This is a genomic window from Pseudomonas sp. 1912-s (assembly GCF_029269205.1).
GTDB lineage: Bacteria > Pseudomonadota > Gammaproteobacteria > Pseudomonadales > Pseudomonadaceae > Aquipseudomonas.
Genome location: NZ_JARIXR010000008.1, coordinates 79,604 through 95,736, shown reverse-complemented (window position 1 = coordinate 95,736; position 16,133 = coordinate 79,604). Strand labels below are relative to the sequence as shown.

Below are 16,133 nucleotides of genomic sequence, written 5' to 3'. Positions count from 1 at the left end.
TGGGGGCAGCAAGTGACCCTCAGGCTAAAGTGGATTGACTTTCTTTAAAAATGAATAATAGTGAGTAACTTGTTCAGTTTTGGAGAATGGTGATGGAGTTTAGTCAATTGCGTATTTTCCAGGCGGTGGCCGAGGAGGGCTCCATCACCCGTGCTGCCGAGCGTTTGCACCGGGTGCCGTCCAACTTGTCGACCCGGCTTAAACAGATGGAAGAACAGCTGGGCGTCGAACTGTTCGTGCGCGAGCGCCAGCGCTTGCAGCTTTCTCCCGCAGGCAAAGTGTTGTTGGACTACAGCGCACGCCTGCTGGCCCTGCATGACGAAGCCCATGGCGCGGTGCAAGGCGGGCAACCGGCCGGTGACTTTGTGCTGGGCAGCATGTACAGCACGGCGGCGATTCACTTGCCCAAGCTGTTGGCGCGCTACCACAAGGCGTATCCGATGGTGAACCTGCAGGTGCAATCGGCCCCCAGCGGTGAGCTGCTGGAAGGCTTGATTACCGGGCGCCTCGACGCCGCGCTGGTGGACGGGCCGTTGACCCTGGCCACCCTGGATGGCGTGCCGCTGTGCGAAGAGCGCCTGCTGCTGATTTGCGAAGCGGACCACCCGCCCGTGCGTGGTCCGCAGGATGTTGCCGGCCGCTCGGTGTTCACGTTCCGACGCAGTTGTTCCTACCGGGCGCGGCTGGAAGCGTGGTTTTCCCACGACCGTGTGGCGATGGGCCGAGCCATCGAGATTGAGTCCTACCAGGGCATGCTGGCTTGTGTGATCGCCGGTTCCGGGGTGGCGTTGATGTCTGAATCGATGCTCGACAGCCTGCCGGGCAAGGACAGTGTGTCCATTCATCCGCTGGCCGAGCCTTTTGCCAGCGCCACCACCTGGTTGATGTGGCGCAAGGGCATGCTCGGCGCTAACCTCAATGCGTGGATTGACCTGCAGCAAGAGGGCAAGGTGGCACTGGAACCCTTAACCCGAGCGATTGCTTGAACGATCCGTCAGGATTTTGATCAATTCAGTAATAGTTCGTTGTGGTTTCGTTCAAGCAATCCGTAGGACTTAAGACTACTATCTGTAGGAAGCGGCCACAGAATTCCAGCCGCTCGGCATTACCCCAAGGGGGCACCATGAAAGAGAAACTGCAAAACTGGCTGCACGACCTCGGCGTCGCACTCGGCTTGATCGAGCCACCGCTGCAACCGGTGCCAATTCGCACCGATGACGAGCAGCGTCGGCCGCGTCGCAGGTAAGTCCTGGAAAGCGCCCAAACCCCCGGTGTTTGGGCGTGGTCTGAAGCTGCATAAATTTATGTGGGAGCGGGCTTGCTCGCGAATACGGTGTATCAGTGAACTTTGCACTGACTGACGCAGCGTATTCGCGAGCAAGCCCGCTCCCATATTTGTTTTGTGCACTTGCAAAAAAAGGCTGAGGTCAGGAAAGTTTTCGAAAAAGCTATTTGATCATTTCGCGGAAATACCTGAGTAGTCCGAATCTGTGCACGTCAGTCATGCTTTGGCGTTCTAGTGTCGGAAGTAGACTACTTGTTTGTCAGAAGTATCTGGCTTATTCAATTCTGAAGATAAGCGTAGGTTGAGTTCCGTTAGGAAAAGATTTGTATCGTTTGCATTTCCAGAACCCCAACTTTATTGAACTCCCCTTGAGCGCGTCAGAATTGTTGGAGATAAAGCTATGATGCTTTCTTCCGTCCCGCCAGTCGCTGCGTCACTCATCGCCATCACCGAAAATATTTTACATATCGCCCCTGCGTCCAGAGGCTGGAAGGCTGACGCGCCCAGCAATGTAGTGTTTTTCCCGCCGACATTAACCAAGCAAGCGCTGCTTATGCAGATCGGACTGTTGCGTCCATCAACGATCATAGTCGGTGACCAGCCTATTGATGCAGATGTCATTGACCAATGGCGTGTATCCCACCCATTTGGAAACCTCTGTCTGGTCCGCAGAGGGACGAGCCTGGATAAGATTCGATTGGATCTGTGCGCCTCTAACAACATTCAAGTGATCAATACGCCGGGGGTCAACTCGCCGCATGTTGCCGCTTATATTGCACATTGGCTGACCCTGGCCGATGGCTCTCTCCCCGATGATATTTGTGTGCTGGGATACGGCAATGTTGGAAAAGAACTCGTCAAGTTATTACTTGATCGAAATCCGACTGTTCGGATTAAGGTGTTGGTTCGGCCCGGTCAAGTATCGGACGCTATCGGCAAAGTCTTTTCCGACACTAAAGTGTCATTTGTCGTGGACTGGTTCGAAGCGTTGAAGGGTGCCGATGCAGTCGCCTTATGCTTGTCCCTGAACGATGAATCTACTCATCGTATTGATCGGGCCCTTATTCAATGTATGCACAGGCAAGCTCGCCTGGTCTGTGTCGCCAAGCCGGATGTCTTCAGCGATGATGCTTTGCAGGCCCTGGCTACGGCAGAAGGTATCCAGCTGGTATTGGACTACGGTCCCAGGACACTGGACGCGTTTCGCAGGCGTACAGAAGCACTCGGCTGTAGTGTCTACGCCTGGTGCAAACCGGCAACGCTTACGACACAGGCGGCAACCACCGAAGCCTGCCATGGCGACCTTGACTATGCCGTCTCTGTTCAACTGAGCCTGGTGGCCTTGCGCAGCCTTGTCAGGCGCAAACTTGCACATTCATTGATGATCCCCACTCAGCAGGCACATGCCGGTGCACCGCGCGTGTCGATCATCGGCAGGGGTATCAACGGCCTGCTCCAGGCCGTGATGTTCCGCCTGGCGAATTATCAAGTCATCGTTTACGGAGGAACGCAGGCGCGCGACGGCGCCAGCCATAACAGGGTGAACATGCGCCATCTGTCAGCAACGGAGACGACGGCAAAGCCGCTACGCAATGGTTATCTGACGCCCGGAAATCAGTATTTGGCCGTTGAGTGCAATCGTGCAGGCATTGAGTTGTTTGAAAAGCTCCTCGCCGACAACCCGTCCCTCGCACCATTCGCGCGGTCGCGGATTGTACGAGCCTACGCGGACGACGCCAGTGGCGTAGAGGCCGCGATCCGCGAACAGTGCGATATCGAAAACAGGCCGTGGCCCAGTGGCAAGCCGGGCAATGAGCTTGCAGAGACCAGCCAGCCGCAATTCCAGGCAAGTTATGGAATTCCAGGGATCAGCCGGGCTATTGAGGTATCGGGCTACGATCTGGAGTTTGCTCATCTAATGGATGAATTAGTGGCGCTTTTGCAGCGCTCCGGGGTGCAGTTCCTGCCCCGGAATTTGAGTCCGGTCCAGATTGCTGACCTGAGCAGAGAACACTTCGTCGTCACGGCCATGGGGGTAGAGGAACCCGAGGTGTTCGCGATCGTTGGCTGGTTTTTCAAACTGCGTGCGGTGGGGAATGAGGGTGTCGAAATGCGCGGACTCAAGCTGCAGTACGACCTGCCCATCGGCGTCATGAATTGCCGCTTGGACGGAGACTTTATTCTTGTCTCCGGTGGTCGGGTTCCGCCCGATTCGGTGCAGGAACATAAGGAAGAGGTACTGGCGGCGTGCCTGACGGCTGTGGCTCGGCACTTTCCAGCGTCCTACCGCAGCGCGATCGAAAGTGGCAACTTGCAGGTTATTGAATGTGCCAGGCCTGGCACCGCAGATGGACTTTCAATCGTTTACTGGTCCGCATACAACCGAATTGTCGCGGGGGCAACTTATGCCGGGGGTACAACCCAGGGATTGGTATGGGCTTCTTTGGTTCAGGAAGTCATTCAGGCAAGGGCGCCGGCGGTTTCGGTAATGTGGGAATGAAAAAAAACGGGTGCGACATCCGACGTCGCACCCGCTGAAGAAAGCTGCTTTCAACTATTCGTTCAGATCGCCCGAGCCGCAACAGCCTCCGGACGACGGGACAGCAAGCTCACCACCACAAAACTCACCAGGCCCACGCCCAGGCTGTAATAGATCGGGGTATTGGCGTCCAAACCGTCCTTGATCATGAACACCAGCGCCGTCACAAAGCCCAGGGTCATGGAGGTAATCGCCCCGGAAGTCGTCGCGCGCTTCCAGAAAATCGCCCCGATCAGCGGGATCAGCATGCCGCCCACCAGCAGGTTGTAAGCGAGGGTCAGTGCGCTGATAACATCGTTCACCACCAGCGCGATACCCAGTACGGCAATCCCCGTCAGCAGGGTAAACAGACGGTTGATCTTCAGGCTCGACTGTTTGCCGCCCCGCAGGCGCGGCAGCAGGTCTTCGGTCAATACGGTGGACGCGGCAAGCAAGCCGGCGCTGGCGGTGGACATCATCGCGGCCAGTGCAGCAGCAATCACCAGGCCACGGATACCGTCCGGCAGCGAGACTTTGACGATGGCAGCAAACGCGTTGTTGACGTTGTCCAGGTCCGGGATCAGTACGTGGGCGGCCATGCCGATCAGCGCACAGGCCAGGCCGTAGAGGATGCAGTAGAAACCGGCGAAAGTGCCTGCGTACTTGGCGACCTTTTCGTCACGGGCGGTGAACACCCGTTGCCAGATGTCCTGGCCGATCAGGATGCCGAAGAAGTAGATCATGAAGTAGGTGATGATGGTGTCCCAGCCAATTTCGGTGAAGCTGAAATTCGACGCGGGCAGCTTGGCCACCAATTCATCCCAGCCGCCGACGCGGTACAGGCAGATCGGCAGCAGGATAAACATCAGGCCGACGGTCTTGATCACGAACTGCACGATGTCGGTCAGGGTCAGCGACCACATGCCGCCGATGGTCGAGTACACCACCACCACGCCACCGCCCAGCAGCACCGAGATCCAGAACGGCAGGCCGAACAGCACTTGCAGTACGGTGCCGATGGCGAGGATCGAGGTCACGCCGATCATCAGCGCGTAAGCCAGCATGATCACCGCACTGGCCTGGCGGGCCATGGGGTTGTAGCGCTTTTCCAGGACCTGGGTCACGGTGAAGATTTTCAGTTTCAGCAGCGGCTTGGCCAGGAACAGGTTCAGCGCAATGATCCCCGCACCCAGGGCGGCGCACAGCCAGAAACCGGAAATGCCATGCACATAACCCAGGCGCACGGTGCCGACGGTGGACGCACCGCCCAGCACGGTGGCCGCCATGGTGCCCATGTACAGCGTCGGGCCCAGGTTGCGGCCGGCCACCAGGTAGTCTTCATGAGTCTTGGCCCGGCGCATGCCGTAGTAGCCGAGCACCAGCATGCCGGCGGCGTAGATGAGGACGACGAATAGATCTAAAGCCATGACGGCGAGTCTCCGATTATCTTTTTTATGGGCGATCAGGCGGCGGTTTGCAGCGCTGATTTAGCGAGCGAATCCATGCTCTTGCTGCGAGGATCGTTCGGCCCGTAGACGGCAGCCGGTTCAGGGAACACCCGAAGCAGCGTCAGGTACACCAGCGAGGCCAGGCCCAGGGTGACCGGCAAACTGATGTCGATGCCATCGGCGAGGTTGCCCAGCGGCCCGACAAACTGCCCCGGCAGGTTGACGAAGCACAGGCCCACCAGCGCACTCGGGATCCAGGCCCCAAGGCCGCGCCAGTTCCAGCCGTGGCTGAACCAGTAGCGCCCGCCGGTTTCACCACGCGTGAACACTTGCAGGTCGTCCGGGCAGTAGTAACCCCGGCGCACGATCAGGCCGATGATCATCATCACCATCCACGGCGTGGTGCAGGTGATGATCAGCACGGCGAAGGTCGACACGCTCTGCACCAGGTTGGCGGCGAAACGTCCGATAAAGATGAAGGCAATCGACATCACCCCGATCAGCAGCGTCGCCTTGACCCGCGACAGCAGCCGTGGGAACACGCTGGACATGTCCAGCCCGGTGCCATACAGCGAGGTGGTGCCAGTGGACATGCCGCCGATCACCGCGATCAGGCACACCGGCAGGAAGAACCAGCTCGGCGCCACGGCCAGCAGGCCGCCAACATAGTTGTTGGAGGCGATGTAGTCCGGTGCCTTGATCGCCACAATGGTCGCGGTGGCCAGGCCGAACAGGAACGGAATCAAGGTTGCGATCTGCGCGAACACCACCGCCAGCATGATCCGTATCTTCGAGGTTTCCCGCGGGATGTAGCGCGACCAGTCGCCGAGGAACGCGCCGAAGGAAATCGGGTTGCTCATGGCCACCAGTGCCGCACCGATAAACGCGGCCCAGAAGCCGGTCTGGCCGAGGGCGACGGTGCCGGCGAAGTGGCTGTCGAAAGCCGGGGCGAAGGCGAAGATGCCCAGCAGGAACAGCAGGCTGGCCGCCCACACCGCGATACGGTTGACCCACAGCATGAAGCGAAAGCCGTAAATGCATACCGTCAGCACGAGAATGGCGAACACGCCGTAGGCCAGGCCCAGGGTCAGGTCGGTTTCCGGCAGGCCCACCAGCCGTTTCGCACCGCCCACCAGCGCATCGCCTGAACTCCACACCGAGAGTGAGAAGAACGCGATCGCGGTCAGCAGCGACAGGAACGAGCCGACAATCCGCCCGTGCACACCAAAATGCGCACCGGAAGACACCGCGTTATTGGTGCCATTGAGCGGCCCGAACAGGCCCATGGGCGCGAGGATTACTGCACCCACCAGCACGCCCAGCACAATCGCCCAGACGCCGGCCTGGAACGACAAGCCAAACAGCACCGGAAAGCTCCCCAGCACGGCGGTGGCGAAGGTGTTGGCACCGCCGAAAATCAGGCGAAACAAATCCTTCGGCCCGGCGGTACGTTCGTGGTCCGGGATCTGTTCGACGCCGTTGGTTTCTATGTTGCGAATACTATTTTCGTTGTTTTTATTATTCATGATCAGCTCCGATCACATTGGCTAAGGGGGCGGCAGCCCTTCCGGCATAGCGGACAAATGTTCGTGACAGGCCAGCCACAGGCCTTCTTTTTGTTGTGTGCGATCACCTTGCCGTTTGAAGACAATGGTCTCGCGTTCCTGGCTAAAGAATTGCTCCCCGTTCATGCGCAGCTCGGTGGCCACGTCATGCACAAATACCGCGACGTCACCTTGCAGGCTGACGAATGCGTTGCTTGAAGTGCAGGACAGCACCTCAAATCCCTCGTCCCGGCGCCAGCTATCCCACAACACCTGGTAGGCGTCGCGACTCAGCAGCGGCTGGGGGAGGGTGTAGAACACGAAGCTGGCGTCGGCGCTGAACGCACCGAAGTAAGCCTCGCGGTCATTGCGGGCGAAGGCCGACACCAGGTCGGCCGCGGCTTTTAATACCTCGGCCTGGTCGCTCATCAGCGGTGCGCCACGCCCGGCAGTACGCAGAGCATTTCGTACAGCAGGTTGGCGCCCAGCAGCGAGGTGTTGCCGGTGGTGTCGTACGGCGGCGAAACTTCTACCAGATCGCAACCAATCAGATCCAGGCCTTGGCAGCCGCGGATGATTTCAATCGCCTGGATCGTGGTCAAGCCACCGATTTCCGGGGTGCCGGTGCCAGGTGCCCAGGCCGGGTCGATGCCGTCGATGTCGAAGCTCAGGTACACCGGGCCGCCGCCGACTTTCTCGCGCACTTCGGCCATCAAGGGTGCCAGCGAGTGGTGCCAGCATTCTTCGGCCTGGACCACACGGAAACCCTGCTTGCGGCTCCAGTTGAAGTCTTCGGCGGTATAGCCCTGGGCGCGCAGGCCGATTTGAACAACGCGGTCGCAATCCAGCAGGCCTTCTTCCACCGCGCGGCGGAAGGTGGTGCCGTGGGCGATTTTCTCACCGAACATATGGTCGTTGACGTCAGCGTGGGCATCGATGTGCACCAGCCCGACCTTGCCGTGTTTCTTGTGGATCGCCCGCAGGATCGGCAGGGTGATGGTGTGGTCACCGCCCAGGGTCATCGGGATTACGTTGTGTTCGAGGATCTCGTCGTAGGCTTCTTCGATGATGCGCACGGCGTCCAGCAGGTTGAAGGTGTTGATCGCCACGTCGCCGATGTCGGCAACCGACAGCGAGTCAAACGGTGCAGCACCGGTGGCCATGTTGTAAGGGCGGATCATCACCGATTCGGCGCGGATTTCCCGAGGCCCGAAACGGGTGCCGGCACGCAGGGAGGTGCCGATGTCCAGGGGCACGCCGACGAAGGCGGCATCCAGGCCCTTGGCCGATTGCAAATGGGGAAGACGCATCATGGTGGCGATGCCGGCGAAGCGCGGCATTTCGTTGCCGCCCAGTGGTTGGTGGAAAATCTTGTCCACGGGATTGCCTCATCGTTTTGTTTATTAGAAGCCGATTCTGCGAAATGCACGGGAGGGGAGGAATCGGCAGGGGCAAATACTTAGTTCAGATTTTTCTAAACTAATGGCTGAGGTAAACTCGGCTGCAACTGTAGGAGCTGGCTTGCCAGCGATGCAGGCGCCTCGGTGTAACAGGCGCACCGAGTGGATTCCATCGCTGGCAAGCCAGCTCCTACAGGTTTTGTGTTACTTGGAGATCTTATGGCCAACGCCTTGCCCGACCTGAAACTCCTGCGCATCTTCGTCAGCGTCGTGCGGCACCAGGGGTTCGCCAACGCCCAGCACGAACTCAACCTGTCGACCTCGGCCATCAGCACCTATATGAGCCAGCTGGAAGCCGCGTTGGGCCTGGTGCTGTGCCATCGCGGCCGGGGCGGGTTCAGCCTGACCAGCAAGGGCGAGCTGTTCCATCAGGAAACCCTGCGTCTATTGGGCGAGCTGGAAGGCTTCGAGCAATATGCCGCCGCACTCAAAGGTGAGTTGCGCGGCACCCTGAAGCTCGGTGTGCTCGACTCCACCGTCAGCGACAAGGCCCTGCCGTTTGCCGAAGTCATCGGCGCCTATAGCCAGGAGCACCCGGCGGTGCATTTGCATCTGTCGGTGATGAGCCCGTACGAATTGCAGCTCGGGGTACAGGACAATCGCCTGGACCTGGCCATCGGCGCCTTCTCCAACCGAATGAGCGGGCTGATCTATATGCCGCTCTACCGCGAACAGCACTGGCTGTATTGCAGCACCCGCCACCCGTTGTTCAACGAGCGGCGTATCCCTGAACAAGTCATCACCCAGCAGCGCATGGTCGGCCGCGGCTACTGGAGCCAGGCCGAACTGGCGCGCCACGGCTTCAAGCACAGCGCCGCCACGGTAGAAAGTATGGAAGCGCAGTTGATCCTGGTGCTGTCCGGCGCCTACATCGGCTACTTGCCGGAACACTACGCCCAGGCCTGGGCCGACAAAGGCGATTTGCGGGTGCTTCTGCCGGCGACCTTTGGTTACCAGGCGCCGTTCTCGATGATCATGCGTCGGGGCCGCAGCCGCGAGCCGTTGATCCAGACGTTCCGCGATTTACTCAAAGCCCAGCTCAACCAGGCCTGAAAACCCATGTCCAGACCCCAATGTTCCCGCTGCCTGCGGCCCACCACCCATTGCCTGTGCGCGCTGATCCCGAGCCTGGAGAGCCGCACCCGCGTGTTGCTGTTGCAGCATCCGAGTGAGGTCAATCATGCATTGAACACCGCGCGCTTGGCGGCGCTGGGACTGGTGAATGCGCAGTTAATAGTGGGAGAGGTATTTGAGGATTTGCAGGTGCTGTTGAATCCACCGGGTTATCAGGCGCGGCTGTTATTCCCCGCCGAGGATGCGCAACCGCTGCAGGCCTACACGCCATCCGACGAACCGTTGCTGCTGGTAGTGCCGGACGGGACCTGGCGCAAGGCGCGCAAGCTGCTGCACCTCAATCCCTTGTTGGCGGCGTTGCCTCGGGTGACGCTGGCAGAAGGTGCCGTGTCCCGGTATCGACTGCGCAAGGCGCCGGGGCCCGGGGCTTTGTCGACGGTGGAAGCCATCGTGCAGGCATTGCAGGTGCTCGAAGCGCCCACTTCATTTGAGCCGCTGTTGAAACCATTCGAGGCGTTGATCGAAGGGCAAATTGCCGCGATGGGCGACGAAGTGTTCCAGAGAAACCACGGCCCGGCCTGACTTATTCTATTAAGCGATAAGCACCACACTTTGCGTGATATGGCCCGCCAGTCTTTCCCGGTATGATAGTCGCCCCCGCAGTCTGGATTGCGAATACGCCATGACCTTGCAGTACCCCACCATCGCCGATTGCGTCGGCAACACCCCGCTGGTCCGCTTGCAGCGCCTGCCGGGCAACACCAGCAATACCTTGTTGCTCAAGCTCGAAGGGAACAACCCGGCCGGCTCGGTCAAGGACCGCCCGGCGCTGTCGATGATCACCCGCGCCGAGCTGCGTGGGCAGATCAAGCCCGGCGACACCCTGATCGAAGCCACCTCCGGTAACACCGGGATTGCCCTGGCCATGGCCGCCGCCATCAAGGGCTACAGGATGATTCTGATCATGCCCGACAACGGCAGCGCCGAGCGCAAGGCGGCGATGACGGCCTATGGCGCCGAGTTGATCCTGGTCACCCAGGAAGAAGGCATGGAAGGCGCCCGCGATCTCGCCGAGCGTATGGCCGCCGAAGGCCGTGGCCTGGTGCTGGACCAGTTCGCCAACGGCGACAACCCCGAGGCGCACTACACCACCACCGGCCCGGAAATCTGGCGCCAGACCCAGGGCACCATCACCCACTTCGTGAGTTCGATGGGCACCACCGGCACCATCATGGGCAACTCGCGTTACCTCAAGGAGCAGAACCCCGAGATCCAGATCGTCGGCCTGCAACCGATGGAAGGCGCGGCGATCCCGGGGATCCGTCGTTGGCCCGAAGAGTACTTGCCGAAAATTTATAACTCGGCCCGCGTCGATCGCATCATCGACATGGCCCAGCGTGAAGCCGAAGACACCACCCGCCGGTTGGCCCGTGAAGAAGGCATCTTCTGCGGCGTGTCGTCCGGTGGCGCCGTTGCCGGGATGTTGCGCTTGTCCCAGGAGTTGGAAAACGCAGTGATCGTCGCGATCATCTGTGACCGTGGCGACCGTTACTTGTCGACCGGCATTTTCGACGCGCCCAACTGATGGCCAAGCACGAGAGAGGCCTGCGCTTCCAACCCACGGGCGGCAGCCGGGCCCCACAGATTCCTGTAGGCAAGAAGCAACGCCTGACCATCGAGCGCCTGGCCAACGACGGCCGCGGCATTGTGTTCTTTGAAGGCCGCACCTGGTTTGTAGTGGGTGCCCTGGCCGGCGAAGAGGTTGAAGCGCGGGTGCTGGGCGCCCATGGCAAAGTGGTCGAGGCACGCACCGAGCGCGTATTTACCGCCAGTGAACTGCGCCGCCCGGCACCCTGTGTGCACGCCGGCCGCTGTGGCGGTTGCAGCCTGCAACACTTGCCCCATGACGAACAGCTCGCCCTGAAACAGCGCATGCTCGCCGAGCAATTATCCCGTGTGGCAGGTGTCGAACCCCAGGAGTGGGCCGCGCCGTTGAGCGGGCCGGAATTCGGCTATCGCCGTCGCGCCCGCGTGGCTGTGCGCTGGGATGCCAAGGCGAAGAAACTCGAGGTGGGTTTTCGCGCCGTGGCCAGCCAGGACATCGTCGGGATCGATGATTGCCCGGTGCTGGTACAGGCCTTGCAACCGATCATGCAGCGTTTGCCGAACATGTTGCGGCGTCTGAGCAAGCCTCAGGCGTTGGGGCATGTGGAATTGTTCAGCGGCTCGTCGATTGCCGTGTTGTTGCGACACATGGCGCCCTTGTCCGAAGCGGACCTGACGATCCTGCAGGAATTTTGTACCTTCCATGAAGCCCAGCTGTGGCTGCATGGCGAGGGCCAGCCGCAACCCTTCGAACCGGACCAGGCCCTGGGCTATCGTCTGGAACAGTGGGATTTGCAGTTGGCGTACCGCCCGGGAGACTTCGTGCAGGTCAACGCCGGGGTCAACGAGGCGATGGTTGCCCAGGCCCTGGAATGGCTGGCGCCAAAGCCCGACGAGCGGGTGCTGGATTTGTTTTGTGGCTTGGGCAACTTTGCCTTGCCGCTGGCCCGTCAGGTACGGGAAGTGATCGCGGTGGAAGGTGTGCAAGCCATGGTGGACCGGGCGGCACAGAATGCCGTCAGCAATAATTTGCATAATGCGCAGTTTTTTCAGGCCGATTTGTCCCAGCCTTTGACCGACGCGGAATGGGCCAAAGAGGGCTTTTCTGCGGTACTCTTGGACCCACCCCGCGATGGTGCCCTGGAGGTTGTGCGCAAGCTCGCCACTCTGGGGGCTGATCGCCTGGTGTATGTGTCCTGCAATCCGGCAACGCTGGCGCGGGACACGGTCGAGTTGGTCAAGCAAGGCTACCGGCTAAAACGTGCCGGGATCCTCGACATGTTTCCCCAGACGGCCCATGTCGAGGCCATGGCGTTATTTGAAGCGGGCTAGGATGCCCGTTTAATCCGACTGGCCTGCATCTCCTGGGCCTGTGACCTGCCAGGGAGCGTGCATAAGCTTTTTTTGTAAAGCAGGTCAGCGATGATTTTGACGCACTAAAAGGTGCGTCGTAGGGAAGGTAAGCAAGATGGTACAGGTGAGAGCACACCAGCCGATCAACACCGACGGCAGTATCAATCTCGAGGCATGGCTGGATCATGCCATCAGTGTCGACCCGGCACTGGACCGTGAAGCCTTGAAAGCAGCCTGCGAGTTCGCTCGTGAGTCTGAGCAGCAAGACAATGCGGCCAAGAACCTGTGGGCCGAAGGCACTTCAAGCTTTCGCACCGGGTTGGAAATCGCCGAGATCCTCGCCGATCTCAAGCTCGATCAGGATTCACTGATCGCGGCGGTACTGTATCGCGGCGTGCGCGAAGGGCATATTCAGCTGCCCACCGTCAGCCAGCGTTTCGGCACCGTGGTGGCCAAGCTGATCGACGGCGTGCTGCGCATGGCGGCCATCAGCGCCAGCCTCAGCCCGCGCCAGTCCATGGTGCTGGGCACCCAGGGCCAGGTGGAAAACCTGCGCAAGATGCTGGTGGCGATGGTCGACGACGTTCGCGTCGCGCTGATCAAGCTGGCCGAGCGCACCTGCGCGATTCGTGCGGTGAAAACCGCCGACGACGAAAAGCGCAACCGCGTCGCCCGCGAGGTGTTCGACATCTACGCGCCGCTGGCCCACCGCCTGGGCATCGGCCATATCAAGTGGGAGCTGGAGGACTTGTCCTTCCGTTACCTCGAACCCGATCAGTACAAACAGATTGCCACGCTGCTCCATGAGCGGCGGCTGGACCGTGAGCGCTTCATCGCTGACGTGATGAGCCAATTGCGCACGGAATTGCAGGCCACCGGGGTCGAAGCCGACATCAGTGGCCGGGCCAAGCACATCTATTCCATCTGGCGCAAAATGCAGCGCAAGGGCCTGGCCTTCAGCCAGATCTACGACGTGCGCGCCGTGCGCGTGCTGGTGCCGGAAATGCGCGACTGCTACACCGCGCTGGGTATTGTCCACACGCTGTGGCGGCACATCCCCAAGGAATTCGACGACTACATCGCCAACCCCAAGGAAAACGGTTACCGCTCGTTGCACACGGCGGTGATCGGCCCCGAGGGCAAGGTGCTGGAAGTACAGATCCGCACCCACGCGATGCACGAGGAAGCGGAGCTGGGCGTATGCGCCCACTGGCGCTACAAGGGCACCGACGTCAAGGCCGGGTCCAACCAGTACGAGGAGAAAATCTCCTGGTTGCGCCAGGTGCTGGAATGGCACGAAGAGCTGGGCGATATCGGCGGTTTGGCCGATCAGTTGCGGGTGGATATCGAACCCGACCGGGTCTACATCTTCACCCCTGACGGCCACGCGATCGACTTGCCCAAGGGCGCCACGCCGCTGGATTTTGCCTACCGCGTGCACACCGAGATCGGCCACAACTGCCGTGGCGCGAAGATCAACGGGCGCATCGTACCGCTCAACTACAGCCTGCAGACCGGTGAGCAGGTCGAGATCATCACCAGCAAGCACGGTACGCCGAGCCGCGACTGGTTGAACCCGAACCTGGGCTACATCACCACGTCCCGGGCCCGGGCGAAGATCGTCCACTGGTTCAAGTTGCAGGCGCGCGACCAGAACGTCGCCGCCGGCAAGACCTTGCTCGAACGCGAATTGGCGCGCCTTGGCCTGCCGCAGGTGGACTTCGACAAGCTGGCCGAAAAGGCCAACATGAAGATCGCCGAAGACATGTTTGCCGCCCTCGGTGCCGGCGATCTGCGCCTGGCGCAGTTGGTTAATCTGGCCCAGCAACTGGTTGAGCCGGAGCGCGGCAGCGAGCAGCTGGAACTGATCCCGCGCAAGGCCACGGGCTACAAGCCGGGCAAGCGTGGCGATATCCAGATCCAGGGCGTCGGCAACCTGATGACGCAAATGGCCGGCTGCTGCCAGCCATTGCCGGGCGACGCCATCGTCGGCTACATCACCCAGGGCCGCGGGGTGAGCATTCACCGCCAGGACTGTGCCTCGGTGTTGCAGCTGGGCGGGCGCGAGCCGGAGCGGATCATCCAGGTCAGCTGGGGCCCGGTGCCGGTGTTGACCTACCCGGTGGACATCGTCATCCGTGCCTACGACCGTTCGGGGCTGTTGCGTGACGTATCGCAAGTGCTGCTCAACGAGCGGATCAACGTACTGGCGGTCAACACCCGCTCGAATAAAGAGGACAACACGGCGTTGATGTCCCTGACCATCGAGATTCCGGGGCTGGACGCGTTGGGTCGGTTGCTGGGGCGTATTTCCCAGTTGCCGAACATCATTGAGACCCGGCGCAACCGGACACCATGAGTAGCCCGATGTATTCGCTTGAAGATCTGCTGTATTTGATGAACCGCCTGCGGGACCCGCAATACGGGTGCCCGTGGGACATCAAGCAAACCTACGCCACCATCGTTCCCCACACCCTGGAAGAAGCCTACGAAGTCGCCGACGCCATCGAGCGCGGGGATTTCGATCACCTGCAGGGTGAGTTGGGCGACCTGTTGTTCCAGGTGGTGTATTACAGCCAGCTGGCGCGGGAAGAAGGGCGTTTCGAATTTGCCGGGGTGATCGACAGCATCACCCGCAAGCTGATTCGTCGTCATCCCCACGTTTTTCCTACCGGCGACTTGTATGCGCCGCTGGATATCCCGCCATTGAGCGAGGAGCAGGTCAAGCTGCGCTGGGAAGAGATCAAAGCCGAGGAGCGTGCGGAAAAGTCCGACGCGCCACAGCAATTATCCCTGCTGGATGACGTGCCCACGGCCTTGCCGGCGCTTTCCCGTGCTGCGAAGTTGCAAAAGCGCGCCGGGCAGGTGGGTTTCGACTGGCCCGATGCGTTGCCGGTGGTGGACAACGTGCGCGAAGAGCTGGATGAAGTGCTCGAAGCCATGGCTGACAACGACCCGGCCGCCATCGCCGATGAGGTGGGTGACCTGCTGTTTGCGGCGGTCAACCTGGCCCGTCATCTGGAAGTCGACCCGGAAGCCGCCTTGCGTTTAGCCAACGCAAAATTCGAACGACGTTTCCGATTTATCGAACAGGCATTGCGCGAGACCCACCGTCCCATAGAAGATTGCACCCTCGAAGAGTTGGACGCCCTGTGGGGCGAAGCCAAACGCCAGGAAAAGAACCTGTCCAGCTGCGGCTGAGCCGTTGCCCAAGTGAGTAAGCACCATGAGCATTTCCCTTCGCGACCAGTTGCTCAAAGCAGGCCTGGTCAACCAAAAGCAGGCCAAGCAGGTCGGCAAAGAGAAACAGAAACAGCAGCGTCTGGTGCATAAAGGCCAGGCCGAGGCCGACGACAGCCAGGCGCGCCTGGCCATTGAAGCCCACGCCGAGAAGGTCAAGCGTGACCAGGAATTGAACCGCCAGCAGCAGGAAAAAGCCGAGGCCAAGGCCCGTGTTGCCCAGGTCAAGCAACTGATCGAAACCTCGCGCCTGCCCAAGCTGACCACCGAGGACTACTACAACTTCGTGGATGACAAGAAGGTCAAGCGCCTGTCGGTCAACACGCTGATGCGTAACAAGCTGAGCAACGGCTCCCTGGCGATCGTCCATCACGGTGGCGGTTACGAGGTGATCCCGCGCGAAGCCGCTCTGAAGATCCAGGAGCGGGCGCCGGAGCGTATCGTGCAGATGAACGTGCTGACCGAAAGCCAGGTGCCGGACGAGGATGATCCGTACGCCGCCTACCAGATCCCTGATGACCTGATGTGGTAAGGCTTTAGAAACAACACTGTGGCGAGGGAGCTTGCTCCCGCTGGGGCGCGAAGCGCCCCCAAAATCCCAAACCC

At 60.4% G+C, this 16,133-nt stretch carries 14 protein-coding genes; 10 read left to right on the top strand and 4 right to left on the bottom strand.

All coding sequences use genetic code 11. The features are described from left to right. The first annotated feature begins 92 nt into the window (after window positions 1–92). The 3 genes from P3C29_RS12545 (at window position 93) to P3C29_RS12535 (ending at window position 3,785) form a co-directional block, all read left to right on the top strand. Window positions 93–986 (top strand): LysR family transcriptional regulator, encoded by an 894-nt coding sequence (locus P3C29_RS12545; RefSeq protein WP_010176483.1) that lies wholly within the window; start codon window positions 93–95, stop codon window positions 984–986. Window positions 987–1,123: 137 nt separating this feature from the next. Further along, complete coding sequence (locus P3C29_RS12540) at window positions 1,124–1,246, top strand: PA1414 family protein (RefSeq protein WP_003210728.1); 123 nt, start codon at window positions 1,124–1,126, stop codon at window positions 1,244–1,246. A gap of 439 nt (window positions 1,247–1,685) precedes the next feature. Next, window positions 1,686–3,785, top strand: a complete 2,100-nt coding sequence (locus tag P3C29_RS12535) for an FAD-dependent oxidoreductase (RefSeq protein ID WP_275964629.1) — start codon at window positions 1,686–1,688, stop codon at window positions 3,783–3,785. A gap of 62 nt (window positions 3,786–3,847) precedes the next feature. Here the strand turns inward: P3C29_RS12535 and P3C29_RS12530 are convergent, their stop codons facing one another. Genes P3C29_RS12530 through speB form a run of 4 tightly spaced genes read right to left on the bottom strand, consistent with a single transcriptional unit; the run spans window position 3,848 to window position 8,174 of the window. Then, window positions 3,848–5,230 (bottom strand): sodium:solute symporter, encoded by a 1,383-nt coding sequence (locus P3C29_RS12530; protein WP_169387369.1) that lies wholly within the window; start codon window positions 5,228–5,230, stop codon window positions 3,848–3,850. A 35-nt stretch (window positions 5,231–5,265) separates the two neighbouring features. Continuing rightward, complete coding sequence (locus P3C29_RS12525; protein WP_201122115.1) at window positions 5,266–6,777, bottom strand: cytosine permease; 1,512 nt, start codon at window positions 6,775–6,777, stop codon at window positions 5,266–5,268. Window positions 6,778–6,798: 21 nt separating this feature from the next. Beyond that, entirely contained in the window at window positions 6,799–7,224 is a 426-nt protein-coding gene (locus P3C29_RS12520) for a nuclear transport factor 2 family protein (RefSeq protein WP_201122117.1), read from the bottom strand. Continuing rightward, window positions 7,224–8,174, bottom strand: a complete 951-nt coding sequence (speB, locus tag P3C29_RS12515) for an agmatinase (protein ID WP_003210733.1) — start codon at window positions 8,172–8,174, stop codon at window positions 7,224–7,226. Before speB ends, P3C29_RS12520 begins: the two co-directional genes overlap by 1 nt. A 240-nt stretch (window positions 8,175–8,414) precedes the next feature. Here speB and P3C29_RS12510 point away from each other — a divergent pair, with 240 nt between their 5' ends. The 7 genes from P3C29_RS12510 (at window position 8,415) to P3C29_RS12480 (ending at window position 16,059) form a co-directional block, all read left to right on the top strand. Further along, complete coding sequence (locus P3C29_RS12510; RefSeq protein ID WP_003210734.1) at window positions 8,415–9,308, top strand: LysR family transcriptional regulator; 894 nt, start codon at window positions 8,415–8,417, stop codon at window positions 9,306–9,308. Between the two features lie 6 nt (window positions 9,309–9,314). Next, the gene (locus tag P3C29_RS12505; protein WP_010176478.1) at window positions 9,315–9,911 is read left to right on the top strand and encodes a DTW domain-containing protein; all 597 of its coding nucleotides are present in this window, start codon (window positions 9,315–9,317) and stop codon (window positions 9,909–9,911) included. A 100-nt stretch (window positions 9,912–10,011) separates the two neighbouring features. Further along, the gene (cysM, locus tag P3C29_RS12500) at window positions 10,012–10,914 is read left to right on the top strand and encodes a cysteine synthase CysM (RefSeq protein ID WP_029616143.1); all 903 of its coding nucleotides are present in this window, start codon (window positions 10,012–10,014) and stop codon (window positions 10,912–10,914) included. Further along, window positions 10,914–12,266, top strand: coding sequence for a 23S rRNA (uracil(1939)-C(5))-methyltransferase RlmD (gene rlmD, locus P3C29_RS12495; RefSeq protein WP_275964628.1), 1,353 nt, complete (start codon window positions 10,914–10,916; stop codon window positions 12,264–12,266). Before cysM ends, rlmD begins: the two co-directional genes overlap by 1 nt. Before the next feature lie 136 nt (window positions 12,267–12,402). Continuing rightward, complete coding sequence (relA, locus tag P3C29_RS12490) at window positions 12,403–14,646, top strand: GTP diphosphokinase (protein WP_010176475.1); 2,244 nt, start codon at window positions 12,403–12,405, stop codon at window positions 14,644–14,646. 8 nt (window positions 14,647–14,654) lie between these two features. Next, window positions 14,655–15,488, top strand: a complete 834-nt coding sequence (mazG, locus tag P3C29_RS12485) for a nucleoside triphosphate pyrophosphohydrolase (RefSeq protein ID WP_201122124.1) — start codon at window positions 14,655–14,657, stop codon at window positions 15,486–15,488. 25 nt (window positions 15,489–15,513) lie between these two features. Further along, window positions 15,514–16,059, top strand: coding sequence for a DUF2058 domain-containing protein (locus P3C29_RS12480; protein ID WP_010176473.1), 546 nt, complete (start codon window positions 15,514–15,516; stop codon window positions 16,057–16,059). Window positions 16,060–16,133: the final 74 nt, after the last annotated feature.